The sequence below is a fragment of the Steroidobacter sp. genome, assembly GCF_036402275.1.
In the GTDB taxonomy this organism is placed as follows: domain Bacteria; phylum Pseudomonadota; class Gammaproteobacteria; order Steroidobacterales; family Steroidobacteraceae; genus Steroidobacter.
In genome coordinates this window covers 867,096-890,973 of sequence record NZ_DASWTF010000036.1, presented here as the reverse complement: position 1 = coordinate 890,973, position 23,878 = coordinate 867,096, and the positions used below count along the sequence as shown (strand labels likewise).

24 protein-coding genes and 1 tRNA gene are annotated in these 23,878 nt (G+C 62.1%); 13 read left to right on the top strand and 12 right to left on the bottom strand.

Going from position 1 to position 23,878, the window contains the following annotated elements; all coding sequences use genetic code 11:
• Window positions 1-13 precede the first annotated feature (13 nt).
• Genes nuoG through nuoN form a run of 8 tightly spaced genes read left to right on the top strand, consistent with a single transcriptional unit; the run spans window position 14 to window position 9,818 of the window.
• Window positions 14-2,209 (top strand): NADH-quinone oxidoreductase subunit NuoG, encoded by a 2,196-nt coding sequence (gene nuoG, locus VGD45_RS23490; protein ID WP_331157794.1) that lies wholly within the window; start codon window positions 14-16, stop codon window positions 2,207-2,209.
• A 26-nt stretch (window positions 2,210-2,235) separates the two neighbouring features.
• Window positions 2,236-3,267, top strand: a complete 1,032-nt coding sequence (nuoH, locus tag VGD45_RS23485; protein ID WP_414717602.1) for an NADH-quinone oxidoreductase subunit NuoH — start codon at window positions 2,236-2,238, stop codon at window positions 3,265-3,267.
• A 22-nt stretch (window positions 3,268-3,289) separates the two neighbouring features.
• Complete coding sequence (gene nuoI / locus VGD45_RS23480; protein ID WP_331157792.1) at window positions 3,290-3,781, top strand: NADH-quinone oxidoreductase subunit NuoI; 492 nt, start codon at window positions 3,290-3,292, stop codon at window positions 3,779-3,781.
• A gap of 2 nt (window positions 3,782-3,783) precedes the next feature.
• Window positions 3,784-4,422, top strand: a complete 639-nt coding sequence (locus VGD45_RS23475) for an NADH-quinone oxidoreductase subunit J (RefSeq protein ID WP_331157791.1) — start codon at window positions 3,784-3,786, stop codon at window positions 4,420-4,422.
• Window positions 4,419-4,724 (top strand): NADH-quinone oxidoreductase subunit NuoK, encoded by a 306-nt coding sequence (gene nuoK / locus VGD45_RS23470; RefSeq protein ID WP_331157790.1) that lies wholly within the window; start codon window positions 4,419-4,421, stop codon window positions 4,722-4,724. Before VGD45_RS23475 ends, nuoK begins: the two co-directional genes overlap by 4 nt.
• A gap of 18 nt (window positions 4,725-4,742) precedes the next feature.
• Window positions 4,743-6,803, top strand: a complete 2,061-nt coding sequence (gene nuoL / locus VGD45_RS23465) for an NADH-quinone oxidoreductase subunit L (RefSeq protein ID WP_331157789.1) — start codon at window positions 4,743-4,745, stop codon at window positions 6,801-6,803.
• A gap of 18 nt (window positions 6,804-6,821) precedes the next feature.
• A complete protein-coding gene (locus VGD45_RS23460) occupies window positions 6,822-8,357 on the top strand; it encodes an NADH-quinone oxidoreductase subunit M (protein ID WP_331157788.1) in 1,536 nt (511 codons plus the stop codon).
• A gap of 18 nt (window positions 8,358-8,375) precedes the next feature.
• On the top strand, window positions 8,376-9,818 hold the full coding sequence (gene nuoN, locus VGD45_RS23455; protein ID WP_331157787.1) for an NADH-quinone oxidoreductase subunit NuoN: 1,443 nt from the start codon (window positions 8,376-8,378) through the stop codon (window positions 9,816-9,818).
• 212 nt (window positions 9,819-10,030) lie between these two features.
• Here the strand turns inward: nuoN and VGD45_RS23450 are convergent.
• Window positions 10,031-10,107: transfer RNA gene (locus VGD45_RS23450), tRNA-Met, on the bottom strand.
• Between the two features lie 257 nt (window positions 10,108-10,364).
• Here VGD45_RS23450 and VGD45_RS23445 point away from each other — a divergent pair.
• Window positions 10,365-10,736 carry a VOC family protein gene (locus VGD45_RS23445; protein ID WP_331157786.1) on the top strand — a complete coding sequence of 124 codons (372 nt, stop codon included), beginning with the start codon at window positions 10,365-10,367 and terminating at the stop codon, window positions 10,734-10,736.
• A gap of 1 nt (window position 10,737) precedes the next feature.
• Here the strand turns inward: VGD45_RS23445 and VGD45_RS23440 are convergent, their stop codons facing one another.
• Window positions 10,738-11,316, bottom strand: a complete 579-nt coding sequence (locus VGD45_RS23440) for a 2OG-Fe(II) oxygenase (RefSeq protein ID WP_331157785.1) — start codon at window positions 11,314-11,316, stop codon at window positions 10,738-10,740.
• 119 nt (window positions 11,317-11,435) lie between these two features.
• Window positions 11,436-12,287, bottom strand: coding sequence for a prohibitin family protein (locus VGD45_RS23435; protein ID WP_331157784.1), 852 nt, complete (start codon window positions 12,285-12,287; stop codon window positions 11,436-11,438).
• A 160-nt stretch (window positions 12,288-12,447) separates the two neighbouring features.
• Here VGD45_RS23435 and VGD45_RS23430 point away from each other — a divergent pair, with 160 nt between their 5' ends.
• Window positions 12,448-12,840, top strand: coding sequence for a hypothetical protein (locus tag VGD45_RS23430; protein ID WP_331157783.1), 393 nt, complete (start codon window positions 12,448-12,450; stop codon window positions 12,838-12,840).
• 38 nt (window positions 12,841-12,878) lie between these two features.
• Window positions 12,879-13,646, top strand: a complete 768-nt coding sequence (locus tag VGD45_RS23425; RefSeq protein ID WP_331157782.1) for an SDR family NAD(P)-dependent oxidoreductase — start codon at window positions 12,879-12,881, stop codon at window positions 13,644-13,646.
• 15 nt (window positions 13,647-13,661) lie between these two features.
• Here VGD45_RS23425 and VGD45_RS23420 read toward each other — a convergent pair whose 3' ends face one another.
• Genes VGD45_RS23420 through VGD45_RS23410 form a run of 3 tightly spaced genes read right to left on the bottom strand, consistent with a single transcriptional unit; the run spans window position 13,662 to window position 17,859 of the window.
• Window positions 13,662-14,789, bottom strand: a complete 1,128-nt coding sequence (locus tag VGD45_RS23420; RefSeq protein ID WP_331157781.1) for a VWA domain-containing protein — start codon at window positions 14,787-14,789, stop codon at window positions 13,662-13,664.
• On the bottom strand, window positions 14,786-16,921 hold the full coding sequence (locus VGD45_RS23415; RefSeq protein ID WP_331157780.1) for a DUF5682 family protein: 2,136 nt from the start codon (window positions 16,919-16,921) through the stop codon (window positions 14,786-14,788). Before VGD45_RS23415 ends, VGD45_RS23420 begins: the two co-directional genes overlap by 4 nt.
• A complete protein-coding gene (locus VGD45_RS23410) occupies window positions 16,852-17,859 on the bottom strand; it encodes an SWIM zinc finger family protein (RefSeq protein WP_331157779.1) in 1,008 nt (335 codons plus the stop codon). Before VGD45_RS23410 ends, VGD45_RS23415 begins: the two co-directional genes overlap by 70 nt.
• Before the next feature lie 47 nt (window positions 17,860-17,906).
• Between VGD45_RS23410 and VGD45_RS23405 the strand changes: the two genes are divergently transcribed.
• The gene (locus VGD45_RS23405; RefSeq protein WP_331157778.1) at window positions 17,907-19,583 is read left to right on the top strand and encodes a dipeptidyl-peptidase 3 family protein; all 1,677 of its coding nucleotides are present in this window, start codon (window positions 17,907-17,909) and stop codon (window positions 19,581-19,583) included.
• 8 nt (window positions 19,584-19,591) lie between these two features.
• Here VGD45_RS23405 and VGD45_RS23400 read toward each other — a convergent pair whose 3' ends face one another.
• Entirely contained in the window at window positions 19,592-20,305 is a 714-nt protein-coding gene (locus tag VGD45_RS23400; RefSeq protein ID WP_331157777.1) for a DJ-1/PfpI family protein, read from the bottom strand.
• A gap of 102 nt (window positions 20,306-20,407) precedes the next feature.
• Here VGD45_RS23400 and VGD45_RS23395 point away from each other — a divergent pair, with 102 nt between their 5' ends.
• Window positions 20,408-21,418, top strand: coding sequence for a GlxA family transcriptional regulator (locus tag VGD45_RS23395; RefSeq protein ID WP_331157776.1), 1,011 nt, complete (start codon window positions 20,408-20,410; stop codon window positions 21,416-21,418).
• Window positions 21,419-21,424: 6 nt separating this feature from the next.
• Here the strand turns inward: VGD45_RS23395 and VGD45_RS23390 are convergent, their stop codons facing one another.
• From VGD45_RS23390 to VGD45_RS23370, 5 genes are read right to left on the bottom strand one after another with little or no spacing between them, the layout of a single operon-like run.
• Window positions 21,425-21,814, bottom strand: a complete 390-nt coding sequence (locus VGD45_RS23390) for an SRPBCC family protein (protein WP_331157775.1) — start codon at window positions 21,812-21,814, stop codon at window positions 21,425-21,427.
• A gap of 2 nt (window positions 21,815-21,816) precedes the next feature.
• On the bottom strand, window positions 21,817-22,176 hold the full coding sequence (locus VGD45_RS23385) for a VOC family protein (protein WP_331157774.1): 360 nt from the start codon (window positions 22,174-22,176) through the stop codon (window positions 21,817-21,819).
• 28 nt (window positions 22,177-22,204) lie between these two features.
• On the bottom strand, window positions 22,205-23,050 hold the full coding sequence (locus tag VGD45_RS23380) for an AraC family transcriptional regulator (RefSeq protein WP_331157773.1): 846 nt from the start codon (window positions 23,048-23,050) through the stop codon (window positions 22,205-22,207).
• Window positions 23,051-23,062: 12 nt separating this feature from the next.
• A complete protein-coding gene (locus VGD45_RS23375) occupies window positions 23,063-23,395 on the bottom strand; it encodes a DUF2149 domain-containing protein (RefSeq protein ID WP_331157772.1) in 333 nt (110 codons plus the stop codon).
• The gene (locus tag VGD45_RS23370; protein ID WP_331157771.1) at window positions 23,395-23,871 is read right to left on the bottom strand and encodes a MotA/TolQ/ExbB proton channel family protein; all 477 of its coding nucleotides are present in this window, start codon (window positions 23,869-23,871) and stop codon (window positions 23,395-23,397) included. Before VGD45_RS23370 ends, VGD45_RS23375 begins: the two co-directional genes overlap by 1 nt.
• Window positions 23,872-23,878 lie beyond the last annotated feature (7 nt).

The window sequence follows — 23,878 nt, the reverse complement described above, 5'->3', positions numbered from 1 at the left end:
GAGATGACCCAGAATGAGTGACGAGGTCAATATTGAAGTCAACGGCGTGCCGATGAAGGCGCGCAAGGGTCAGATGGTGATCCAGGTGACGGACGCGAACGACGTGTACGTTCCGCGTTTCTGTTACCACGAGAAGCTGCCGATCGCCGCCAACTGCCGCATGTGCCTGGTGGAAGTGGAGAAGGCGCCGAAGCCGATGCCTGCGTGCGCCACGCCCGTGGCCGAAGGCATGAAGGTGTTCACCAAGTCCCCGAAAGCCATCGCCGCGCAGCGCGCCGTGATGGAGTTCCTGCTGATCAACCATCCGCTCGACTGCCCGATCTGCGATCAGGGCGGCGAATGTGAGTTGCAGGATCTCGCGATGGGCTTCGGCCGTGACATCTCTCGCTACAGCGAGCGTAAGCGCGTCGTCAAAGACAAGAATCTCGGCCCGCTCGTGTCCACCGACATGACCCGCTGCATTCACTGCACCCGCTGCGTGCGTTTCACGCAGGACGTGCAGGGCTTCCAGGAACTGGGCACCGTCGGCCGCGGCGAAATGACCGAGATCGGCACGTTCATCGAGAAGAGCGTCGATCACGAGCTGTCGGCCAACATCATCGATCTGTGCCCGGTCGGCGCGTTGAACAACAAGCCGTACCGTTATCGCGCCCGTGCGTGGGAAATGACTCAGCATCCGCTGATCTCTCCGCATGACGCGGTCGGAACAAACATTTACGCGCACGTGCTGCGTGGTCGCGTGATGCGTATCGTTCCGCGTCCCAATGAGGATGTGAACGAGACCTGGATCGCCGACCGCGATCGTTTCAGCTACCAGGGCATCTACAGCGAAGATCGTCTGCTGAAGCCGTCGATTCGCGAGAACGGCGTGCTGCAGGAAACGGATTGGGAAACGGCGCTGCAGAAGGTTGCCGAGAAGCTGGGCCGCATCGCCAAACAGCACGGCGGCGCTCAGATCGGCGCTATCGCTTCTCCGAACTCGACGCTGGAAGAGCTGCATCTGCTCGCGCGCATCGCTCGCGGCCTGGGCAGCGCGAACCTCGATCATCGTCTGCGTCGCTCGGACTTCCGCGACGAGGCGAGCGATCCGTTGTTCCCGTCGCTCGGCATTGCGATCAAGGAGCTGGAGACCGCCAACTCCGTGCTGGTCATCGGCTCGAACCTGCGTAAGGAAGTGCCGCTGCTCGCGCACCGTATTCGTAAGGCTGCGTTGAAGGGCGGCAAGGTGTCGTTCATCAACGCGCAGCGTTACGACTATCTGTTCCCGGTCGCAGGCTATCTCGCCTCGAACGGCATCGGCTCGCTCGATCATCTGCTCGCCGTCGCTGCCGCTGCGGTCAACGCCAGCGGCAAGAGTGCGCCGGCTTCGATTGCCGCGCGAGTCGGTCAGGCTCAACCGAATGACACGCACAAGGCCATTGCTCAGCAGCTGAGCGAAGGCGAGCGTCGTTTGATCCTGCTCGGCGCCATCGCTCAGCGCGATCCTGCGTTTGCGGATCTGCGTCTGGTCGCAAGCGCGCTGGCCGAAGTCACCGGTGCGACTCTCGGCTATCTGCCGGAAGGCGGCAACGCCGTCGGTGCGCATCTCGTGGGGTTCCTGCCGGGCCGCTCGGTCGGTGGTCGGACGGTGGCTTCGCCGGGCTTGAATGTCGGCGACATGTTCGCGGCCAAGCTCAAGGCATACATCCTGTTCGGCGCGATCGAGCCCAAGCTCGACATCGCCTCTGAAAACGCGGCCGCCGCCCTCGACGGTGCGGAGTTCGTGGTTGCGCTGTCGCCGTATTCCACCGCGGCTCAGTTCGCCGATGTCGTGCTGCCGATCGGCACCTTCGCCGAAACAGCCGGCACCTATGTGAATCTCGAAGGCCGCTGGCAGAGCGTGCCGGGCGCCGCTTCGCCGGTGGGCGAGTCGCGACCGGGTTGGAAGGTGTTGCGCGTTCTGGCGAATCTGCTGGATCTGCCTGGCTTCGAGTACACCGCGGCCGATCAGGTCACCGAGGAAATTCGCAAGGCGGTCGATGAGGCCGGTGCGTTTAACGCCAAGGCAGCGACTCGCACGTTGCAGGCGCAAGCCGCTTCCGGTGCGGCCGTGGTCCGTGATGTTCCGATCTACCAGGTAGATGCGATGGTCCGCCGCTCGTCGGCATTGCAGAACACGCGTGAAGGCCGCGAGACACAGCGAGGCCAAGAGCGAGGAGTGAGCGTGTGAGCACGATTCCTGATTTCGTAAACACGCTGCTGCCATTCCTCCCGGAATGGATCCGCGCCATCGTGTTCTATGGTGTGGTCGCGCTGATTCTGTACATCAGCGTCATTCTGACGATGGCGTTCCTGACGCTGGCCGAGCGTCGCGTCATCGGCTCGATCCAGGCGCGTATCGGTCCGAACCGGGTCGGTCCTGGCGGTCTGTTGCAGCCGTTCGCGGACGTGCTGAAGCTGATGCTGAAGGAAATCGTCATCCCGACGGCTTCCAACAAGTTCCTGTTCATCATCGCGCCGCTGCTGGCCGTGATTCCCGCGCTCGCTGCGTGGGCGGTCGTGCCGTTGTGGCCGGGCTTCGCGGTGGCGGACATCAACGCGGGCTTGTTGTATCTGCTGGCGCTCAGCTCTGCCGGCGTGTACGGCGTGATCCTCGCCGGTTGGGCCACCAACTCGAAGTACGCGTTCCTAGGCGCGATGCGCGCGGCTGCACAGATGGTCGCTTATGAAATCGCGATGGGCTTCGCGCTGGTCGGCGTCGTGATGGCGGCTGGCTCGCTGAACCTCGGCGACATCATCGAGAAGCAGGCGGGCGGTCCGTTCACCTACTTCTTCTGGTGGATGATTCCGCTGTTCGTGGTGTATTTCATTTCTGGCGTGGCCGAGACCAATCGCGCGCCGTTCGACGTGGTGGAAGGCGAGTCGGAAATCGTCGCGGGCTTCCACGTCGAGTACTCGGGCATGGCGTTCGCCGTGTTCTTCGTGGCCGAGTACGTGAACATGATCCTGATCTCGGCGCTGACCTCGATCTTCTTCTTCGGCGGCTGGCTGTCGCCGTTCGAAGGCTATCCGCTGCCGGGCTTCATCACCGCGCCAGGCTTCCACTGGCTGTTCCTGAAGATTTCGTTCTTCCTGTTCTGTTACCTGTGGTTCCGCGCCACGTTCCCGCGCTACCGCTACGACCAGATCATGCGGCTGGGCTGGAAGGTGTTCATTCCGGTCACGCTGGTGTGGCTGGCGGTGCTGGGCGTGTTCTTCGCCTACGACATCGGACCCTGGGCGAAGTAGGGCAGAGAGCCAAGAGTTAGCCATGAAAACGCCTGCCAGTTTTTTCAAGACGTTCTTCCTGACCGAGCTCCTAGTCGGTCTGTACGTGACGCTGCGTCAGTTTGTCGCGCGTCCCAACATCACCGTGCAGTACCCGGAGGAGAAGACCCCGCAGTCGCCTCGCTACCGCGGCCTGCATGCGCAGCGTCGTTATGCGAACGGCCAGGAGCGCTGCATCGCCTGCAAGCTGTGCGAAGCGGTGTGCCCGGCGCTCGCGATCACCATCGAATCGGACGTCGCCGCCGACGGCACCCGCCGCACCACGCGCTACGACATCGATCTGTTCAAGTGCATCTACTGCGGCTTCTGCGAAGAAGCCTGCCCGGTGGACGCCATCGTCGAGACGCGCATCCATGAGTACCACATGGAAAATCCCGGCGAGAACATCATGACCAAGGACAAGCTGCTGGCCATCGGCGATCGCTACGAAGCCATGATCGCGGCCGACAAAGCCGCCGACGCGAGATACCGCTAGTCATGAGCATCACCGAAATCCTGTTTTACGCGTTCTCCGGCGTCCTGCTGGTCACCGCCATCGGCGTGATCACGGCGCGCAACCCGGTGCACGCCGCGTTGTTCCTGGTGTCGTCCTTCGTCACCAGCGCCGTGTTGTGGATGCTGCTGGAAGCTGAGTTCCTCGCCATCGTGCTCGTGCTGGTGTACGTCGGCGCGGTGATGGTGTTGTTCCTGTTCGTCGTGATGATGCTCGACATCAACATCGCCGAAGTGCGTGAAGGCTTCACGCGCTACGCGCCGCTCGGAATCCTGATCGCGTTGATCGTGGTCGCCGAGATCGGCAGTGTGGTGTGGGTGAAGAGCCTCGGCACCGAAGTGACGCCGGTCGCGACCGTCGCGGTGGCAGAGGGCTACAGCAACACCGGCGCGCTCGGTGAGCTGCTGTACTCCAAATATCTGTATCCGTTCGAGCTTGCGGCCGTGATCCTGCTGCTCGCCATCGTGGCCGCGATCGTGCTGACCATGCGTCAGCGCACCGGTCTGAAGCAGCAGGACGTGGGAGCGCAGGTGTCTGTCCGCGCCAAGGACCGCATCCGCGTCGTGAAGATGTCCCCTGTGGTCGAACCCTCCGTGACCGATAAGGGGGAGAAGCAGCCATGATTCCGTTGAACTTCGTCTTGATGCTGGCCGGCATTCTGTTCGCGCTCAGCGTCGCCGGCATCTTCCTCAACCGGAAGAACGTGATTCTGCTGCTGATGTGCATCGAGCTTATGCTGCTCGCGGTGAACTTCAACTTCGTCGCGTTCGCGCGCCAGCTCGGCGATCTGAGCGGGCAGGTGTTCGTGTTCTTCATCCTCACGGTCGCGGCCGCCGAGTCCGCCATCGGCCTCGCCATCCTGGTGGTGCTGTTCCGCGAACGTAAGAGCATCAACGTCGAACAGCTCGACACGATGAAAGGCTAGGCCTCGGATTAACAAGAAATGATCTCTCAATCCGTACTCCTGACCATCGTTCTCGCGCCGCTCGTGGCGTGCCTGCTTGCCGGCATCGGCGGCAAGGTCATTGGCCGCGTCGGCGCTCATACCGTCACGATCGCCGGCGTGGCGCTCTCGTTCGGCTTGTCGGCCTACGTGCTGAAGCTGCTGCTCGACGGCGCACCCGTCGTCAACGAGACCGTCTACACCTGGCTGGTGAGCGACAACATCCGCATGGAAGTCGGCTTCCTGGTCGACAACCTCAGCGCGATGATGATGACTGTGGTGACGTTCGTGTCGCTGTGCGTGCACGTTTACACCATCGGTTACATGCACGAAGACCCGGGCTATCAGCGGTTCTTCTCCTATATCTCGCTGTTCACGTTCTCCATGCTCATGCTGGTGATGTCGAACAACTTCCTGCAGCTGTTCTTCGGCTGGGAAGCGGTGGGCGTGGTGTCGTATCTGCTGATCGGCTTCTGGTACACGCGCCCCTCGGCGATTTTCGCCAACATGAAGGCGTTCCTGGTGAACCGCGTCGGCGACTTCGGCTTCGTGCTCGGCATCGCCGGCATCGCGTACTACACCGGCTCGCTGGACTACGCGACGGTGTTCGGCGCGCGTGACGCCATCGTTGCGAACACGATGGAAATCTTCCCGGGCGTGGAATGGCAGGCGATCACGGTCGTTTGCATCTGCCTGTTCATCGGCGCGATGGGTAAGTCGGCGCAGGTGCCGTTACACGTGTGGCTGCCGGACTCGATGGAAGGCCCGACGCCGATCTCGGCGCTGATCCACGCGGCAACCATGGTGACCGCGGGCATCTTCATGGTGGCGCGCATGTCGCCGCTGTTCGAGCTCTCCGAAACCGCGTTGTCGACGGTGCTGGTCATCGGCGCGACGACTGCGTTCTTCATGGGCCTGCTCGGGCTGGTGAATAACGACATCAAGCGCGTGGTCGCGTACTCGACGCTCTCGCAGCTCGGCTACATGACGGTGGCGCTCGGTGTGTCCGCTTACGCCGGCGCGTTGTTCCACCTGATGACGCACGCGTTCTTCAAGGCGCTGCTGTTCCTGGCGGCGGGCTCCGTGATCATCGGCATGCACCACGAGCAGGACATGCGGAAGATGGGCGGCCTGAAGAAGTACATGCCCATCACGTATTGGACGTCGGCCATCGGCACGCTCGCGCTGATCGGCTTCCCGGGCACCTCGGGCTTCTTCTCGAAGGACGCGCTGATCGAAGCGGTGCACGCCTCGCACATTCCGGGCGCGACCTATGCGTACTGGTGCGTGTTCCTCGGCGTGTTCATCACTGCGTTCTACAGCTTCCGCCTGGTGTTCATGACGTTCCATGGCGAGGAGCGCTTCCGTCACGCCGCTCATGAGGCGCACAGTGCGAGCAACGGCACGCATGTGGAGACCGACGCGGACGCGGGTCACGAGCCCGATACACCTTCCAACCACGACGACCACGCGCATCACGGCCCGGTCGAGCCGCACGAGAGCCCGGCGGTGGTGTGGGTGCCGCTGGTGCTGCTGGCGATTCCGTCGCTGTTCATCGGCGCGGTGACCATCGGCCCGATGCTGTTCGGCGATTTCTTCAACGGCGTGCTGTACGTCGAAGAGGCGCACAACGTACTCGGTCACATCGGCGAGGAGTGGCACGGTCCGCTCGCGTTCATCCTGCATGCGTTGATGCAGCCGCCGGTGTACCTCGCGTTCGCGGGCTGGGCGCTGGCCTGGTTCCTGTACGTCAAGCGGCCGGACCTGCCGACCGTGATCGCGCAGAAGTTCTCGGCGCTGTATCACCTGTTCGCCAAGAAGTTCTACTTCGACGAGATCTACCAGGCCGTGTTCGCGCGCGGCAGCGTGGGTCTCGGCTCGGCGCTATGGCGCGTTGGCGATGTGGCGCTGATCGACGGCGCTGCGGTCAACGGCTCGGCGCGCGTCGTCGGCTGGCTGTCGGGCGTCATGCGCCGGATGCAGTCCGGCTATCTGTATCACTATGCGTTCGCGATGATCATCGGATTGTCCGTGCTGCTGGCGTGGTATGTGCTGCGGTAATTCACTGTAAGAAAAGCTATGTCGACGATTACCTGGCCCATTCTCAGCGTTTTGATCTGGCTGCCCATCGCCGGCGGCGCCGCCATGCTGTTGCTCGGCGACAAGGGCATCGCAGCCGGTCGCTGGATCGCGCTTGTTACCACCGCCGTGACGTTCGGCATTTCGACCCTGTTGTGGACCAATTTCGATACCACGACAGCCGCGATGCAGTTCGTCGAGGAGCGCAACTGGATCCCGATGTTCAATTCGTTCTACGCCCTGGGCGTGGACGGCTTCGCCATGCCGCTGATCGTGCTGACGGCGTTCATCACGCCGCTAGTCGTGATCTCGGCCTGGACCGTGATCGACAAGCGTCCGGCGCAGTACTACGCGTCGTTCCTGATCCTCGAAGGTTTGATGATCGGCGTGTTCGCGGCACTCGACGCGTTGCTGTTCTACGTGCTCTGGGAAGCGATGCTGATCCCGATGTTCATCATCATCGGCATCTGGGGCGGACCGCGCCGCGTGTACGCGACCATCAAGTTCTTCCTGTACACCTTCCTCGGCTCGGTGTTCATGCTCGTGTCGTTGATCTACATGTACCTGCAGACCTGCGATGCGGGACAGTGCAGCTATGCCATCGCCGACTTCCAGCGCCTGCCGCTGGGCCTGAACGAACAGCTGTTCATCTTCGTCGCGTTCCTCGCCGCATTCGCGGTGAAGGTGCCGATGTGGCCCGTGCACACGTGGTTGCCGGACGCGCACGTGGAAGCGCCCACCGGCGGCTCGGTGATCCTGGCGGCCATCATGCTGAAGATGGGCGGTTACGGCTTCCTGCGCTTCTCGCTGCCGATCACGCCGGATGCGAGCGACGCGCTCGACTGGCTGGTGATTTCGCTGTCGCTGATCGCGGTGGTGTACATCGGCTTCGTCGCCCTGGTTCAGCAGGACATGAAGAAGCTGATCGCGTATTCATCCATTGCGCACATGGGCTTCGTCACGCTCGGCTCGTTCCTGACGTTCGAGCTGATGCGCGTGAACTCCGGTGACACGACCGGCGCTGCGATGGGCATCGACGGCGCGATGGTACAGATGATTTCGCACGGCCTGATCTCGGGCGCGATGTTCTTCTGCGTCGGCGTGCTGTACGACCGTGTGCATAGTCGCGAAATCAGTTCTTACGGCGGCGTGGTGAACACCATGCCGGTGTTCGCGGCGTTCATGGTGCTGTTCGCGATGGCCAACTCCGGCTTGCCCGCGACCTCCGGGTTCGTCGGCGAGTTCCTGGTCATCCTCGCCAGCTTCCGCGCCGACTTCTGGTACGCGTTCCTCGCGGGCCTGACGCTGATCCTCGGTGCGGCTTATACGCTGTGGCTGGTGAAGCGCGTGGTGTTCGGCCCGGTGGCGAATCATCACGTGGCGGAACTGACGGACGTCAATGGCCGTGAACTGCTGGTGCTCGGCGTGCTCGCGATCGCCGTGCTGGGCCTGGGCCTGTGGCCCGCGCCGCTGTTGGACGTGATGCGCCCGACGGTCGAGAACCTGGTGCAGCACATCACCGCTACCAAGCTCTGATTTTATTGAGCCTGTACGATGCAAGAAGTAGTCACAAATTTCGGTATGCAGGCTGCGGCGGCGGAGATCTTCCTGACGTCGGCGATCTGCGTGATTCTGCTGGTCGACGTGTTCCTGAGCGACAGCAAGCGCTGGATCACTTATGGACTGTCGCTGCTGACGCTCGCCGGCTGCGCCTTCGTCACCGTGAACTACGCGGTCGACGGTCGCGTCACGGCGTTCGACGGCATGTTCATCGCCGACCCGATGGGCGACGTGCTGAAGCTGTTCTCTTATGGAACGGTCGCCGTCACGCTGCTGTATTCGCAGGACTATCTGAAGCGCAACGGCCTGTTCCGTGGCGAGTACTTCGTGCTTGCCCTGGTAGCGCTGCTCGGTGTGATGGTCATGGTTTCGGCCGGCAGCCTGCTCACTGTGTATCTGGGCGTCGAGTTGCTGTCACTGTCGCTGTACGCGATGGTGGCGTTCGATCGCGACTCGGGCGTCGCGGCCGAATCGGCGATGAAGTACTTCGTGCTTGGCGCGATTTCGTCCGGCGCGCTGCTGTATGGCTTCTCGATTCTTTACGGCGTCACCGGCACGCTGCAGCTCGACGAGCTGGCGGTGTCCGTGCGTGAAGTAGGGGCGGGCAACCTCGGCCTGATCTTCGGCCTCGCGTTCGTGATCGTCGGTATCGCGTTCAAGTTCGGCGCCGTGCCGTTCCACATGTGGGTGCCGGACGTTTATCACGGCGCCCCGACGCCGGTGACTCTGTTCATCGGCTCCGCGCCGAAGATCGCCTCGTTCGTGATCGCGATTCGCGTGCTCGCCGAGGGCCTCGATGCGATGGTCGCGAGCTGGCAGAACATGCTCATCGCGATCTCCGTCGCTTCGATGATCGTCGGCAACGTCGTCGCCATCGCGCAGACCAATCTCAAGCGCATGCTCGCGTATTCGACCATCTCGCACGTCGGCTTCATCCTGCTCGGCATCCTCGCCGGCACGAACGATGGCTATCGCGCGGCGATGTTCTACACGCTGACCTACGTGATCATGGCCGTCGGCTCTTTCGGCATGATCCTGCTGCTGTCTCGCGAAGGCTTCGAGGGCGATCAGATCGAGGACTTCAAGGGCCTGCAACGCAAGAGCCCGTGGTTCGCGGCGATCATGATGATGCTCATGTTCAGCACCGCCGGCGTGCCGCCGTTCGTCGGCTTCTGGGCCAAGATCGCCGTGCTCGGCGCAGTGGTGGACGTGGGCCTGGTGTGGCTCGCCGCCGTGTCGGTACTGCTGTCCGTCGTGGCTGCGTTCTACTACCTGCGCATCATCAAGCTGATGTACTTCGATGAACCGTCCGACACCTACAGCATCGAAGCCGGCGGCACCCTACGCGCCGTCCTGAGCGCCAACGGCGTCGCCGTGCTGGCCCTCGGAATTTTCCCGTCGGTATTGTTGGATCTTTGCGCTCGCGTATTGCCGTAAGGGCGAGCGCGGAACACGGATTGCCACGTATCGAGCTCGATACGTGGCGCCTGTGCCGAAAGACAGGTGCAAGACAAAGCTGACGCCAACGCAATCGTGACGCGTGGTCCCGGGTCGATGGTTGTGGAGACGGCATTCGGGCCAAGCCGAAATGCGGGGCGCGGTGAAGCAGGAGACCGTGCAAACCTCGTCGTTCAGCCAACGAACGAGGTTGGTAGCGGGGGCAGGATTTGAACCTGCGACCTTCGGGTTATGAGCCCGACGAGCTGCCAGACTGCTCCACCCCGCAACAGGAGGGCGCGCATTGTAAGCGCCTCGCGACGAACATTACAAGCTAAATAATTCGTCGAGGAATCAGCGAGAAACGTCGCTGTCCGGAAGTGTAAATGGAGCCGACGGCCGTTTTTTCAAGGGGAACTCCGCGGGAGCCTTCCCCGCCGGCGTGTCCTGGCGGCCCCTCCTACAATCGCCGATTCGCATCGCATGTACACGAGCGCGAAAGCCGATCAGTGCTCGCGCGCAAACCCAAGGAGTCTGAGTCAGTTCATGCTTCATCATATTTCGTTTGGAGTTCGAGATCTTGGAACATCAGGCTCCTTCTACGACGCGACGTTGGGCGCTCTTGGGTTCAAGAGGGTATTCGAAGACGAGACCGCGATCGGCTACGGGCTGATCGATGGTGAGGATCTGTTTTGTCTGAAGCTGCGACCGGACGCCGTTGCTCCTGGTGCAGGCTTTCATCTGGCGTTCTCGGCGCCGTCTACATCGGCCGTAGATGCCTTCTACGCAGCAGGAACGAGAGCCGGTGGACAGGACAATGGCTCGCCGGGGATACGTGCCGATTACGGCCCGAACTATTACGCGTCGTTTCTCATCGATCCCGATGGGCATCGGATAGAAGCGGTGTTCAAGGGCTGAATCACGTGGCGCCTGCTTTTTCAGCCGCACGCTTGGCCCATGGTCCATACATTACATCGGAGCGCAGCACATACTTCACCCCAGCGGTGACCTCGGCGCCTTCATGAAGAAGCTCGTGTTCGAATACCAGGGCCATTCCCAGTTTGCCGGCCACCGAGACGGATTCGAACCGCGTCTGGCCTCCTTTATATCCTTTGTTTAAATAGATCATGAATGTGAGCTGGCTCGCTTCGCCGTTATCCCTGGCGTAAGAGCCGTCGAAGTGCCAGTCGAATCGCTGGCCCGGAGTGTAGCGATAGAACCGAAGGCGCTCGTTCAGACCTACTGCCGGCCGATCGTTTTGCATCAGCGGGATGAACGCCTGAACTCGACTCCACAGCCGACTCGCGAGGTCAACGTCATCGACGATGGCCCGATCGTTGTTCCTCGTATCTTTATCCACCCGCGCAATACCGAATGCGTTGATGGTGGCGAGCTCCCAGCCTCGCCGATCTGCAAGCGCAATCATCTGCCGGCATTCGTCGGCGGTCAGGACGCCGCTGATGGTGAAAATGCCTTCCGCCAGGTCCCGCCGTTCCATGTTGGCTAACTCAGATCAGAGACATCCATGACGCGATATATCACGCCGCACACTTTGCGAGCGAAGCATGCGACGGTGAGTAGAGCGTCGGAGGAATGACGCCGCGAGTCAAGTCGGCATCAGCGTTCGGTCTGCAAGAACGGAATCGGCGCGCCCGCGTAGACGTTCTGCGGCAGTTGGCCATTCCAGCGCTCGGCCTTGACCCGCTCGACTTCGATGCGACGAAGCTCCAGCACGTCCTTGTTCTGCACCAACGCGGCGTTCTGGATCTTCAGGGCTTCGGCCTGGGCGGTGGCGACTTTGAGGCTGGCGTATGCCTCGCCGTCGGCGCGGGCTCGCACGGCGGCGGCTTCCGCTTCGGCGATGGCGATTTTTTGTTTCTGCTCGGCCTCGACGGTGCGCAGCCGGTTTTCGGCGGCCAGACGCAGCTGCTCCTGCGTCACCTTGTCGTTGATGGCCTCCATGTAGGAGGGCGAGAACGAGAAGTTGCGCATGTCGATGTTGATGACCTGAGCGCCGTAGACCGCGAGCTTTTTTCGAAGCTCGGCATTGATGTCCGCTGAAACGTTGGCGCGCTTGGCGATCAGATCCGTGGCGACGTAGCGCGCGGTGACCGCTTTGAAAATCTCCTGGGTCGCCGTCTGGACGTAGGAGGAGAGGTCGCCGCTGTGGCTGTACTTCTCGTAAACCTCGGCGACCTTGTCGGGCATGATGCTGTAGCGAACCGTCATGCTCACCTTCACGGGTTGAGTGTCGCTGGTGCTGCCGTCGGCGTTCTCGATGTCCGCCTGCTCGGCGCGGATGCTGAAGTTCGCCAGCTTCTGCCAGGGCGGCAGGATGGCCAGCCCTTCGTCCTCGACGCCGATGATCTGGCCGAATTGAGTGACGACGCCGCGGCTGCCGGTCGGCACCGAGTAGAACGGCCCTTCCCTTGAAAAATGACCGGATTTCCGGGGCGTCATTGTGGGCATGCCGGGTTTCGATGCGCTCGTAGCAGGTCACAATTCAAGGGCGCCGTGAGCGCCATGGAATAAAAATCCGCGTCGCTACACATACATGCATTGGCCCTGCTTTACGAAACCTACAACCTTCGATTGGACCGGCGGGGCCGCGCGGAACGTGTCGGGTGCCATGAGCGATGCCGAGAAATCCTTTGTGCGTCGGGTCTGGGGGCGGACTTGCCTGCAGATCCAGGTGCAGCAGTACTATTACAACGGCGTGCTGAAAGCCGAATGGAATGTGTTCTGGCTGCTGCTGGATGACGATGCCTGGGTCAAATTCTGTTTCGACGCCGGCGTTTTCTCCTGGAAGCCAGAGCCGCCGGCCTTGCCGAAAAGCTCACAGCTTCGCGTCTACAAATTGGTGGAGCCGAGCATTGCGCCGAGAATCGCGCGTAAGCAAATCCTGGCGGCCAATTTCGGGCCGCTGAGGGGCGGCGGTCGTGTCCTCGGGCTCTGGTTCGAGGGCGGGCTCGGGCTGTATATCCGCAATCGGAACGATCAGACATCTATAGTGGTTGGGTAGAGCAATCCTGCTCATGCCAAACGCTCCCCAGGTGTCCTATGAAGCGCATCTTCATCACCGGTTCCACCGACGGTCTCGGCCTCGCCGCCGCACGCACGCTCATGGCCGAAGGCCATGCCGTCGTTCTGCATGCACGTTCTTCGAAGCGCGCCGCTGCACTGGCGGACCTTGAGCAGCGTTCCGCGGGCGTGGTCATTGGCGATCTCAGCAGCGCCGATGCGACCAGAGCGATTGCCGAACAGGTGAATAAGATCGGGCGCATGGACGCCGTCATCCACAACGCGGGCATCTACCTCGAGCGCGGCCGTGGAACGACGCCGGAAGGGCACGCGATAACGCTCGCGGTCAACACGCTGGCGCCGTACATGCTGACGGGGCTCATCGAGCGCCCGGATCGTTTGATCTATCTCAGCAGCGGCATGCATAGAGGAGGGGACGCTTCACTGAGCGACATCGATTGGATCGAGCGACGTTGGGAGCCGAGTCTCGCTTACTCGGAAAGCAAGTTGTATGTCACGGCCCTCACCATGGCGCTCGCACGGCACTGGCCAGAGACTCTGAGCAACGCCGTCGATCCTGGTTGGGTGCCTACCAAGATGGGTGGGCCTGGCGCGCCGGACGATCTGGAACAAGGGCACCTCACGCAAACATGGCTCGCGGTCAGCGACGATCCGGCTGCAAAGGTCAGCGGCGGCTACTGGCATCACCGCCAACGACGGCAACCCGCGGCCGACGCGCTCGACCACAATTTTCAGGATCGGCTCATCGACAAGCTGGTCGAGCTCACGGGCATCTCGCTTTGGTGAGAGCGATCGCGGCGACTACTTACGCATCTCCACGAACTCCCTGAGATCCCGCCGCTCGATGGCTGCCGCCATGAGTGACGGAAATTTGTCGGGCGTGCAGGCAAAGGCGGGGACGCCGAGGGTTGCGAGCTTGCCGGCGAGATCCGCGTTGTAAGAAGGAGCGCCTTCGTCGCTCAGCGCCAGCAGGGTCACGAACTGCATGCCCGAAGCAACCATGTTGGTCGCGCGTCGCATGAATTCGGTTTCGACGCCGCCCTCGTAAAGATCGCTGATGAGGACGAACACGGTGTCCTGCGGTGAGCGCACGAGCTGCTGACAGTAACCGACGGCGCCATTGATGTCGGTGCCGCCGCCGAGTCGTACCGAGAACAGCAGATCGATCGGATCATCGAGCTCGTCTGTGAGGTCGACCACCGCAGTGTCGAAGACTACGAGCGATGTGGTGACGGACGGCAGGGTGGCCAGCACGGCGCCGAAGATGGCGGAGTAAACGACGCTCGCGGCCATCGATCCGCTCTGATCGATGCAGAGAACGATGTGACGCATGGACTGACGCCGCCGTCCGTATCCGAAGCGCACCTCCGGAATCACGGTTTGATAGTCGGGCTGATAGTTCTTCAGGTTCGCGCGAATCGTCCTCGGCCAGTCGATGTCACTATGACGCGGGCGGCGATTGCGAGCTGCGCGGTTGAGCGCGCCGAGCACGGACTGACGCGTCGGCTCGGCGAGCTTCGCGAGCAGCTCGTTCACGACTTTGCGCACGACTTGCCGAGCCGTCTCGCGAGTTTTGGCGGGGATCATTCCAGACAGTGCGATCAGATCCGCCACCAGATGCACATCGGGCTTGAGCGAATCGAGGACCTCCGGCTCCATGAGCAGGCGAGTCATGTCGAGGCGGTCAATAGCGTCTCGCTGCAGAACCTGCACGACACTCGTGGGAAAGTACTCACGAATATCGCCGAGCCAGCGCGACACATTCGGCGCGGAGCTGCCGAGCCCGCCCTTGCGATCGGAGTCGTACAGCGCCTGCAACGCCCGATCCATGCGGCCATCGGATAGATTCAACGAACAACCGATGCCGTCCGCGGATTCTCCGCCGAGGATCAGCCGCCAGCGTCGCGCCGCTTCGTCGTCTGAGATCATTCGCCGAGATTCCAAATGCGTTTCAAGATGGGCAACACCGCGCGCGCTGCCGTTTCATCGAAGTCGACGCTCGCTGCCGGCGATTGCAGTTGCTGGCCGCTTCGCAGGCGCTCACCGATCTGACGACGCTCCGGCGGCGGGAACTGAGCAAACGTACGGCGCAACAGCGGCAACACCTGGATGAAATTCTCGGCGGTGGTGCCGCGCACCCACTCGTCGACGAGACCTCGCATGCGATCGTCGTGGACCAATACAGCGCCACTGCCTGACAGCAAGCCTTCGACCCAGCGAGCGCCGACCGCCGGCTCGTTGCCGGGCGAGAGCGAGCGCGCGAACGCCAGAGACAACGCTTCGAACTTCAGCAGGCCCGCGTCGTACAGCAGCCGATGCGCATATCCGGCGATCAGCGCATGCACCGCGTCGCTTTGTGAAATCCGCTGCAGCATCGCGCGCCAACTCTCGGTGAAGTCCGCGTTGCCAAGTAACTCCAGTGCCCGGTTTGTTTCGACGAGCTTGCCCCACAGCAGCTGTGCCGCATCGTCGTCGATGTGACTTGCCGCCGCCGGACAGCCTACGGCGATACGCGGCACGAGGCCGCTCAGGATTTCTGCGACCAGCGATACATCCGTACCGCGCACGTTACCGTAGCGGCAGACATTCACCAGCGGGGGTAGGGCATCCAGGAGCTGCAGGACATCGACAGCCACGGCCGCCCGATTCTCGATGGCTCCAACGAGGGTCGTGATCGCACCGGGCAAGTTGGCGAACAGAGCATCATCGAGGAGTGCGATGAGCGCTGCCAGAGACGTGCCGGTATTGGCGCTGCGCTCAGCCAGCAGACCTGTGGCCGCCTGCTCGACAGTGTGACCGTAACGGCTGGCCTCGATGAGGGCAATCGCAAATTCGGGCTTCCATCCGATCTGCCACAACTCATGAAATGTTCCGCGTCCGCCGCTGTGAGTCTGCAGATGGCCCCAGTCGATGCCGAGAAGGCGCAGACGCCGCAGCAGATGGCTGCGCTCGCGATCGATCGTCTCGCGCAGATCGAGATCCAACGTTTTGACTTCGGCTTTCGGCGGTATCCGCAAGCTCTTTTGCAGGGCTGCGAGATCCTGCTGTACCGGCGCGGCCGGAAATTCTTCAGGAACGACGCCGAGACGATCGCCGAAGTGCCAGCGACGATGGATCAGCTGCAATGCCAACGCATCGCCGGAGCCCAATACGGACACGGCCGCATCGTTGTACTCTGCAAGCCCAGGAACCGGGCGACCTCGTACCGAGGCGACAGCGTCAGCGAGTCGACATGCTTCGATGACATGGGCCGACGACACCGGAATGTCTTCATCACGAAGCAAACGCGCCGCGCGTGTCATCCAACGCGCACCGAGTGCGTTGTGCTTCTCCCACAACAACTCGTACCACACGGGCGAGTCGACGCCCGCGCCGTAACCGGAACGATAGGACAGCCGCTCATACGACCACGGCGTCCAGGCCGCTGCCGTTTTGACCTTGGGCAAGCCCTTCAACAATGCGTCATCGGACTTGGCGCTGGGCATAGTGGCCAGAGCAGGGGTATGCCAGGCGCCGCACACGACCGCGATGTTCGCAAACCCCTCGGCGCTCGCCGCTCGAATGCACTTGCGCATGTGAGCTTCGCGCTGCTGCTCAACGAGCGGGATAGGTGCGTCGAGCGTAGTGCGCACCTCGGACATCATTTCGTGAATCGCTTTGAAAACGTCGATATCGTGTCCTGCCCGCGACTCGACGAGGTGATCCCACCAGCGCTCGGCATCGCTATAGCCGGCGGCGATCGCGATCGGCGCGAGCGGATCTCGAGTGATCTCATCTCGCTCTTCGGTTTTTTCGGCCACTTCCGAAGGATCACGCAGCCGCGCGGACTGCGGCAGATCGATGAACCGCACCGGCAGGCTGCGCGACAACGCAAACTGAATCGCCTGCCATTCGGGCGAGTAGTGCGCGAATGGATAGAGCACGGCCTGTCGCGGCTCATTCGGCACGTAGATCAGCAGAGCAACAGGCGGCGTGAGGTTCGGATGTGAAGCTAGCGCGATGAGATCGTTCGCATCCGGCGGACCTTCGATGAGCACCACGTCCGGTTCGAGAGCATGCACCAGGCTCCGTGCGGAGCCCGGCCCGTGATGACGAATGCCGAAGAGATGAATCTCGGCCACTTCAACTCTGCTCGCGGCAGGCCCGATAGAGATCCTTCCAGCCAGCTGAATTGGGTCTTGAGGGCGTCGTCTTCAGTCTGACGTCGTGCGATCACCTGCCAGCGATCGCGTGTTCCCGCACGAGACCGCAGAGCATCCTGCTCTTGAGTCCACCCCACGATCGAGCGCACTTCGGCGGCGAGCTCAGGCGGCAAACGGTCGATGCCCCGGTAACCGTCGATCAGCAGTTGCAGGCGAGCCAGGCCGGCCAGCAACTCGTCTTGCCACTGATCGCTGGCCATCGCGATGTCGCCGAGCTCTTTGACTCGCCGAGCGAGGCCGGGCGCTTGTGCATCCACCAAGCGGCTGGCCATATGTGACCAAAACGCAGGGCCCTGCGAGCGGGTGACTGCGAGACCTTGGCCGACGATGTCGGTCAACCATGTTTCCAGTTGATCGATGCCTGAAGCGACACGCGCTTCCCGCTTCTCGGTGCGCTTGGCGCGCGCCACTGGATCGAGCGGCGCTGCCGTCGCTTCCTTCGACTCACGGGCCTGCTTGGCTTCGGCGCGCTTGGCGCGGTTTGCCGACCACTCGGCGACAAATTCAGGCGGCGAGGCGGTGGCGATGTTCGTGCCGCCAGCAACCATCAGCAGCAGTCCGAGAGTGTGCTTGCAGGGGAGTTTGCGGCTCGGGCAACTGCATTTATATGTCACATCGATCAGATCCACGCGCACCTGGTAGGGCGTCGATCCGCTGCCCTGGCACTCGCCCCAGACCAGCCGGTCGTCCCGGCCCAGGTTTTGCCACTTGGATGGCTTGGCCGTGCCCTGCGCCGCCTTGAAGGCCGCGGCGTCCGTGGCCAGCTGTTCTACGCGTTGTATGGACCAGTCCGACATGTGCTCGAAGTATAATCGCCGCCTTCTTCGCCGTGGAGGCCCGCGTCATGCGTCGTCCGATAGCCGCCATCCTTGCCGCCGTCCTTTGCAATCTGATGACTCAAGCGTCCGTGGCTGAAGATCTGCCCAGCTCCGAGCAGCTGGCCACGATGTCCCAGCGCTTTGCCCCAGTCGAAGTGAAGGTCGATCTGTCGACTCTGCCGGCGCAGGAGAGGGCAGCGTTGGCGAAGCTGGTGGAAGCGTCTCGCTATGTCGATGCTTTGTTCATGCGCCAGCGCTTCGCTGGAAACAATGCGCTGCTATTCCAACTGCTCTCGGATCGAAGCGCCGTTGGGCAGGCGCGTCTGGATTATTTCTTGCTCAACAAGGGACCGTGGTCGGAGCTGGATGAGGACCGCGCCTTCCTGCCAGGCGTCAGCGTGAAACCGCAGGGCGCCAACTTCTATGCCGATGCCACTCGCGCTGAGCTCGACGCCTGGATGCAGAGCCTGCCGCCAGCGCAGAAATCCGAGGCTACCGGCTTCTTCACGACCATTCGGCGCGGCGCGGACGGGAAGTTCATGGCCGTGCCTTATTCCCTCGAATATCAGGGCGAGCTGTTGGAAATGTCGCGCCTGTTGCGCGAGGCCGCCGCGCTCACTCGGCAGCCGACGTTGAAAACGTTTCTGCAGAAACGCGCCGACGCGTTCGTTTCCAACGACTACTACGCCAGCGACGTGGCCTGGATGGAGCTGGACGCCTCGATCGAACCCACCATCGGGCCCTACGAGGTCTACGAAGACGAGTGGTTCAACTTCAAGGCTGCGTTCGAATCGTTCATCACGCTGACCGACGCGGACGAAACCGAGAAGCTCAAACGCTTCAGCTCGCAGCTGCAGGACATCGAGGATCACCTGCCGATCGATCCCAAGTTTCGCAAGGCCAAGATCGGCGGCTATTCGCCGATCCGCGTCGTCAACGTCGTGTTCGCGGCGGGCGACGCCAATCACGGCGTGCAGACCGCGGCCTTCAACCTGCCGAACGACGAGCGCGTAGTCGCCGAGAAAGGCTCCAAACGCGTATTGCTGAAGAACTTCCAGCAAGCCAAGTTCGACAAAGTGCTGCTACCGATCGCGGATATCGCGCTCACGCCGAAGGACCGGCCGCTGGTTTCGTTCGACTCGTTCTTCCCCCTGATTTTGATGCACGAACTGATGCACGGCCTTGGCCCGCAAACCATCCAGATCGACGGCCGCCAGACCACCGTGCGACAAGAGCTCAAGGAGCTCAACGGACCCTTGGAGGAGGCCAAGGCCGATGTCTCCGGACTCTGGGCCCTGCAGTACCTGATGGACAAAGGCTTCGTGGCCAAGAAACAGGAACGCAACATGTACATCACGTTCCTGGCCTCGAGCTTCCGCACGCTGCGCTTTGGCTTGAACGCCGCGCACGCCAAGGGCATGGCGTTACAAGTAAACAATCTGCTCGATGCAGGCGCTATTCGCATCGACTCCGAAGGCCGGTTCTCGCTGGACGTGCCGAAAGCAAAGCGAGCGATCACCGCGCTGACACGACAGATCATGACGCTCCAGGCGCACGGCGATTACGACGGGGTCAAGCGTCTGCTCGAGCGCATGGCTGTGATCCGTCCCGAAGTACAGCGCGTTCTGGATAAGCTCGACCAAGTCCCTGTCGACATCGCTCCGCAGTTCGTCACGGCGAACACGCTCGCCGTGCAGCCCTAAGAAGGACATCAACTATTCCGCCACGCCTCGCTCGAATATTCCATGTACTTGGCAGTAGCGGCGGCGACGTCCGCGCCGAAGTAGCGCGAGACGACGTGCAGCGCCATGTCGATGCCGGAGGTCAAGCCACCGGCCGTGGCGATGCGGCCGTTGTCGACGAAGCGTAGCCCGCGGCGAAGATCGATCTTCGGGAACTCTTTGGCGAACGCGTCCCAGTAGTCGTGATGCGTCGTTGCCGTGAGCCCTTCGAGCAAGCCGGCGCGGGCGAGTTGGAAGGACCCAGTGCAGACAGACATTGTCACGTCTGTTCCCGCCGAAGCTTTGCGCAGCCAAGCGCGCGATTCGTCCGTTGCGCTCTGTGCGGGCACGACAATGACATTCGGCTGCGGGGCATTCTTGACGGTGTAGTGGGGCTGGACGCGCAGCCCACCGGTCATTGTGAGAATCTTTTTGTCAGCGGGACCCACCGTAAATAACTCGAACGGATGAGAGTGGTCTTCCGCCTCCGATCCGCCCAGCATGACATCCTGAAACACTTCCCACGGTCCTGCAGTATCGATGACATTCGAACCTTCGCCGAGCATGAACGCGACGCGAATGCGGTCGCGGCGGGGGAGAGCGGTTGAGCCGCCCGACGTGTTTTGACCGGCCTGCAGGGCGCCCGCAAAGATTGCCAGGGAGGCCGCGGTGACGGAATGTGATAGAAAAGTGCGACGTTGCATGACAGGATCTCCGTGGAGGACTGGACGGATTGTGATCCGCCGCCCCATGGCCGATCGGACGACGAGGCGTCAATTTCTGCCATACCGCACAGGGAGCGATTCATGCGCCGTTCCACCCGAAAACAGACTCGCCAACGACCCCACCGGGTCGTGATGCTCGGCTATCCGCGGGCGCAGATCCTCGATATCAGCGGACCGCTCGAAGTATTCGCGCGAACCACGCGCTGGCTGCGCGATCATCGTCATCTGCAACGAGACGCTTACGAAATCGAGCTGATTGCACCCACGGCGGGCCGGCTCGAAACATCCGGAGGACTCGGGTTGTTTGCTGAGCGGCGCTACACGGAAATGCGTCGAGCCGACACACTGCTCATTGCTGGAGGCATCGGCTATCGAGAGATGATGCAGGATCGAAAGCTCTTACAGTGGATCCAGAATCAGGCCACCAAGGTGGAGCGTATCGGTTCCATTTGTACTGGCGCGCTGCTGCTCGCTGCCGCGGGACTGCTGGATGGAAAGTCCGCGACGACGCACTGGGACTACTGCGATCGATTGGCGCAAGTCGCAAGAAACGCCCGCATCGAGCGCGATGCGATCTACGTGCAATGTGACAACCTCTACACCTCGGCCGGTGTGACCGCCGGCATGGACATGGCATTGGGCATGGTCGAGGCAGACTGGGGGAAGGCGATTGCACTCGCCGTTGCCCAAGAACTGGTCATGTATCTGAAGCGGCCCGGAGGGCAGTCGCAGTTCAGTCGGCACCTTACCGCGCAACGTCGCGATGATGTATTCGGCAACCTCGAGCTTTGGATGCTCGACCATCTCGATGCCGAACTGACCGTCGAGAATCTCGCACGGCGGGCCGACATGAGCCCTCGCCATTTCGCGAGACTGTTCGTTCAACGGATTGGAATGCCTCCCGCGGCTTACGTGCGTCGGCTGCGTGTCGAGCAGGCTCGAAGCCGGATCGAAAGTGGGGCGACTCGCGCGAAGCAAGTCGCCCGTGAATGCGGTTTCGCCGACGAGCAGAGCATGCGACGCGCGTTTCGTCATGTCCTCGGAGTTACACCGACGGACTATCGCTCCCGTTTCGCCGGCGCACGCGCCTGACGTCCGTTATCCGAAGACGCGCTTCATTGCGGCCAGACCCTGCTCGATCATGCCAGCGACCATCGGTGCTGCTGCATGTGGCAGCAGGTCCGCGATCCAGACACCGCGAGTTCGCCCGTCGCCTTCCTTGAAGAGCTGGAACGACGCGTTGTGGTGGGTGAGTTGCGTGCCTACCACGGACCAGCTGACCCGGTGCTGCTGCTCGTCGATATCGACGATGAGCTCTTTAGCGACCATGCCGTTGCCAAACGTCACGATGCGCGCACCTTCTTCCAGTTTCGTATCGACGACGAAGCCGGGCGCCAGACGCGTGTGTAACGCGCCGATGTCGCGCAGGGCGTCCCACACCTGATCCAAGGGTGCTTGCAATATCACTTCGCGGCGAATCGAAGCCATGATCAAGTCTCCGTGAGGCACACGGCTTCGACATTGTTCCCATCCGGATCGATCAGGAATGCCGCAAAGTACGTAGGACTGTAATCCGCACGCAGGCCGGGCTTGCCGTTGTCTTTAGCGCCAGCTTCGAGCCCGGCGCGATAAAAGCGCTCAACGGCATCGCGCGTCGTTGCCTGAAACGCCAGATGCGTTCGCGAGGCCCCCTTGTCTTTGGTCTCGTAGAGCCAAAGCGCAGGCGAGCCCTTGGGCCCGAAGCCCGTTCCGGAATCGTCCTGAACATGCCCGAGCGGCGCGAGCGCGGCGCGATAGAAACGGCGCGCGACTTCGAGATCGCGGACCGGTAAGCCAATATGATCGAACATAGCTGCCCCTCCAGTGAGAGGGCAGATGCTAGGTTCGCGGCGGGGCGGATTCTTGGAAAAAATTGCGGTCGCCCCGAGCGGCATGTCGGAAGGCGCGAGGCGAAGCGCCGGCCGCGCGACCAAACGTGCGCACGAAGTTGGAGACGTCGTTGAAACCTACGTCCAGGGCCACTTCTGTGATCGGCTGTTCGCTTTCGACCAGCAATCTAGCCGCATTGCGTAGTCGTGCCCGAACCAGATATTGATGCGGCGTCACGCCGACGACCGCTGCGAATACGCGCAGGAAGTGATAACTGCTCAAGCCGGCGACCTTGGCCACCGTCGTGAGGTCGATATCTTCCTGCGCATTCGCATCGATCCAGAGCGCAGCCTCGACCGCTCGGCGTCGATCGCGTGAAGTCGGTTTCTGGGAAGCGGGCGTCTTTCCTGTCGTTACCTGCGCCAGTCGGGCGCCGAGCATCAAGCCGAGCTCGTCCAATCCCACGTCGCTGTTCGCGTCCGCCACGGACTGCGCCCACTCGCCGACGACCATCATCTGCGCGATCGGCGGTAACGCGCCGACGCGCCACGCCTTCTTAGGCGCAATCTCCTCGATCAGCTCGGAGGTGTATTGGAAGGAGAGGCATTCATCGCCGCCGCCGTGATGCTCATGCGTACACATGTATTCATCGCCGGGATGCCCCACGAGCACCGAGCCGGCCACGAGCTCGAACGAACGCTTGCCCCAGCGATATCCAAACGAGCCCTTGCGCACATAGGAAATCGAATGGTGGCAATGCGCTTCCGTGAAAGGCCGATCCGCAGGGCCGCAGGTGCATCGATAATCGACGACCGAGACCGAGCCGGATTGCAGAATGCGCGTCGCGGGTTTCACGACGCGAATTTATCATGGATTGACCGCGCCCGAACCGGCGGCCTCGGGGACGTAAATCAGCCGGCCATCCGAAAGCTTGTAAGTGACGCCGGCCTTGACGCCTTCGCCTTCGCCGATCTCGTTCCCGGCCTCGTAGCGCCGTAGTTCTTCGCCTTGCTTGACGATCATGCGCTGGTCCGCCTCGCCCGGATTCTCGATGACCACGACGTTGTCGCTGGAGAAGGGATTGAGCGGGTTGCGCACGATGACGATGAGCAGGATGCTGATCACGACCAGGAACAGGTCGATCAGGTTGACCAGCGACAGAATCGGATCGTCGGCTTCGTCGTGTTCCAGGAAACGCATCACGCAACCTCCGCGGCACGCTCGATGTCACGCAGCTCTTGCAGCAGCCAACGGCGGCGCACGGTGAGCACGAAGAAAGTGATGCTCGCGCTGACCAGCGCCAGGATCACGGCGGAGAAGGCCACGACCAGATTGTCGCCGACTCCTTGGGCATCGCTGCGAGTGAGCGCGAGCAATGCAGGTCCCATCGGAATCATGGTGGCCACCAAACCCAGCATCGGCGCGCTGCGCGAGGTGATGCGCAGCCACTCCAGCCGTTTCATGATCCACAACTCCAGATCGTCGCTGCCGAAGGCGCCTTGTCGCCGATATTCAGCAAGCGGCGAGCGATACGCGCCCCGGCGGCGCTGCCATGCCTCGACCACGAAGGCGCCGAGCGAGACGAAGGAATAAATCTGGGCCGCGACGATGAGTAACAACACGGGCGTCAGGAACAGACGGGTCAGCGAGTACAGCGTGGTTTCGAATTCAGTCATGCCAAGT

What these genes read in the sequence shown, in the direction of transcription:
- nuoG (WP_331157794.1), top strand. Translation starts at nt 14, where the DNA reads ATGAGTGACGAGGTCAATATTGAAGTCAACGGCGTGCCGATGAAGGCG.
- nuoI (WP_331157792.1), top strand. Translation starts at nt 3,290, where the DNA reads ATGAAAACGCCTGCCAGTTTTTTCAAGACGTTCTTCCTGACCGAGCTC.
- VGD45_RS23475 (WP_331157791.1), top strand. Translation starts at nt 3,784, where the DNA reads ATGAGCATCACCGAAATCCTGTTTTACGCGTTCTCCGGCGTCCTGCTG.
- nuoK (WP_331157790.1), top strand. Translation starts at nt 4,419, where the DNA reads ATGATTCCGTTGAACTTCGTCTTGATGCTGGCCGGCATTCTGTTCGCG.
- nuoL (WP_331157789.1), top strand. Translation starts at nt 4,743, where the DNA reads ATGATCTCTCAATCCGTACTCCTGACCATCGTTCTCGCGCCGCTCGTG.
- VGD45_RS23460 (WP_331157788.1), top strand. Translation starts at nt 6,822, where the DNA reads ATGTCGACGATTACCTGGCCCATTCTCAGCGTTTTGATCTGGCTGCCC.
- nuoN (WP_331157787.1), top strand. Translation starts at nt 8,376, where the DNA reads ATGCAAGAAGTAGTCACAAATTTCGGTATGCAGGCTGCGGCGGCGGAG.
- VGD45_RS23445 (WP_331157786.1), top strand. Translation starts at nt 10,365, where the DNA reads ATGCTTCATCATATTTCGTTTGGAGTTCGAGATCTTGGAACATCAGGC.
- VGD45_RS23440 (WP_331157785.1), bottom strand. Translation starts at nt 11,316, where the DNA reads ATGGAACGGCGGGACCTGGCGGAAGGCATTTTCACCATCAGCGGCGTC.
- VGD45_RS23435 (WP_331157784.1), bottom strand. Translation starts at nt 12,287, where the DNA reads ATGCCCACAATGACGCCCCGGAAATCCGGTCATTTTTCAAGGGAAGGG.
- VGD45_RS23430 (WP_331157783.1), top strand. Translation starts at nt 12,448, where the DNA reads ATGAGCGATGCCGAGAAATCCTTTGTGCGTCGGGTCTGGGGGCGGACT.
- VGD45_RS23425 (WP_331157782.1), top strand. Translation starts at nt 12,879, where the DNA reads ATGAAGCGCATCTTCATCACCGGTTCCACCGACGGTCTCGGCCTCGCC.
- VGD45_RS23420 (WP_331157781.1), bottom strand. Translation starts at nt 14,789, where the DNA reads ATGATCTCAGACGACGAAGCGGCGCGACGCTGGCGGCTGATCCTCGGC.
- VGD45_RS23410 (WP_331157779.1), bottom strand. Translation starts at nt 17,859, where the DNA reads ATGTCGGACTGGTCCATACAACGCGTAGAACAGCTGGCCACGGACGCC.
- VGD45_RS23405 (WP_331157778.1), top strand. Translation starts at nt 17,907, where the DNA reads ATGCGTCGTCCGATAGCCGCCATCCTTGCCGCCGTCCTTTGCAATCTG.
- VGD45_RS23400 (WP_331157777.1), bottom strand. Translation starts at nt 20,305, where the DNA reads ATGCAACGTCGCACTTTTCTATCACATTCCGTCACCGCGGCCTCCCTG.
- VGD45_RS23395 (WP_331157776.1), top strand. Translation starts at nt 20,408, where the DNA reads ATGCGCCGTTCCACCCGAAAACAGACTCGCCAACGACCCCACCGGGTC.
- VGD45_RS23390 (WP_331157775.1), bottom strand. Translation starts at nt 21,814, where the DNA reads ATGGCTTCGATTCGCCGCGAAGTGATATTGCAAGCACCCTTGGATCAG.
- VGD45_RS23385 (WP_331157774.1), bottom strand. Translation starts at nt 22,176, where the DNA reads ATGTTCGATCATATTGGCTTACCGGTCCGCGATCTCGAAGTCGCGCGC.
- VGD45_RS23375 (WP_331157772.1), bottom strand. Translation starts at nt 23,395, where the DNA reads ATGCGTTTCCTGGAACACGACGAAGCCGACGATCCGATTCTGTCGCTG.
- VGD45_RS23370 (WP_331157771.1), bottom strand. Translation starts at nt 23,871, where the DNA reads ATGACTGAATTCGAAACCACGCTGTACTCGCTGACCCGTCTGTTCCTG.